At 44.6% G+C, this 1,559-nt stretch carries 1 protein-coding gene and 1 pseudogene; both read left to right on the top strand.

Annotated features, from left to right (window positions below; translation table 11 throughout):
• Positions 1-131: 131 nt before the first annotated feature.
• A complete protein-coding gene (gene tagF / locus R7Z78_RS24250; protein ID WP_169643873.1) occupies positions 132-827 on the top strand; it encodes a type VI secretion system-associated protein TagF in 696 nt (231 codons plus the stop codon).
• 10 nt (positions 828-837) lie between these two features.
• Positions 838-1,559, top strand: a pseudogene (locus R7Z78_RS24245) (PP2C family protein-serine/threonine phosphatase); the annotation flags it as partial.

Genomic DNA, 1,559 nt, shown 5'->3' with positions numbered 1-1,559 from the left:
CTCAAGGCTCGACCAGAGTCCCGCAACGACAACATTGTCATGATCGATTTGAAGGGGAACAAGGTTCAGCTTGAGTTGATTCCATCTAGTGCAATCAACCCATTTTGGTCTAATGAGATGGAGAGGTTCAGATGTCCGCAAACCTTGTAACGCCTGAGTGGGGCTACATCGGAAAAATGCCGGCTAAAGGTGACTTTGTTAAGGACGGTATTTCTCCTGAATTTGCAAACCGTTGGCACGACTGGCAGCAAGCTGTTATTGCAGTGAGTAAAGAGCAACTGGGTGACACTTGGAACGATTATTTTTTAACTGCACCAGTTTGGCACTTTGCACTGGATGTGAGTTACATGGACGATGCTACGTATATCGGCAGCATGATTCCAAGTGTAGATGCATGCGGTCGCTACTTCTTTTTTACTGTTGTTCGAGCGGTAAAAGGCAAAGCAGCACAGTATTGGGCACAAAGTGGCTGGACTGAAGATAGCCAGACTCTAGCGCTGTCAGTGTTAGACGATGAATTTGTATTTGATGTATGGCACCGAAGCATGCAGCAAAAGTGTGAGCTTGTTTCTGAAGTATCGATATGCAATGAAGAAATGGCGCTTTTGTACCAAAGCCCGATCTCAACAGTGTTTAGCTTTTCAACTGAAGCAAAGCAAAACATGTTGTTAAATCATCTAATTGAGAGTCAACAGAGAAAACCATGCTTCTGGTGGACAGAAGGCTCTACTCATATTGAATCATGTATGTTTGTTAGCACTGGGCTGCCATCTATTGGCCAATTCTCTGCAATGTTAGATGGTCGTTGGCAAATGTGGAGTTGCTAGGAAGCAAAGAATGAATTGGAATTATTTTACTTTTGCCAAAACTCATGCAGGTAAAGTTCGTCCTTATAATGAGGATGCGTTACTGGATATGACTGAACAGCATATATGGGTTGTTGCTGACGGCATGGGCGGCCATAGCGCTGGCGATATCGCGAGTCAAATGCTGGGCGACAGAATTGCACGCCATATGCAAGATGTGCCAAACACCAATATAGATGATATTCGCGCAGCAGTGCAGCAAGCGAATTTTGAGATCTATCAATATGCTCAAATGAACTTACATGGAAAGACAATGGGCACAACATTGGTGCTGTTGTTTATTCAGGATGGTTATTACCACTGCCTATGGGTTGGTGATAGCCGCATTTATCAATAGAGAAACGGTACTTTTGTACAAACAATTCGTGACCATAGCCAAGTGATGGAGTTAGTTGAACAAGGCTTGTTGGCATTTGAAGACGCAGAGTCCCATCCATTAGCCAATGTAATTACCCGAGCTGTTGGGGTTGATGAGATGGTGACGATAGACCAAGTATCGGGACAGCTTGCGGATGGTGACCAGTTCTTGTTGTGCAGTGATGGACTTTCCAAGGAACTAAGCTGTGATGAAATGCATAAAACTCTATGTGCAGATTCAGTTAACCAAGCTGGTTTGGCATTGATGCACTCTGCTCTGGTGCGTGGCGCTAGTGATAACGTGACGTGTGCGCTCATTAAAGTGCGTCAAGAACC

This window comes from Vibrio sp. 1167 (assembly GCF_033340375.1).
Classification (GTDB): domain Bacteria; phylum Pseudomonadota; class Gammaproteobacteria; order Enterobacterales; family Vibrionaceae; genus Vibrio; species Vibrio alginolyticus.
Note: the sequence above shows the minus strand (reverse complement) of the source record. Positions and strands in the feature narration are given on the sequence as shown.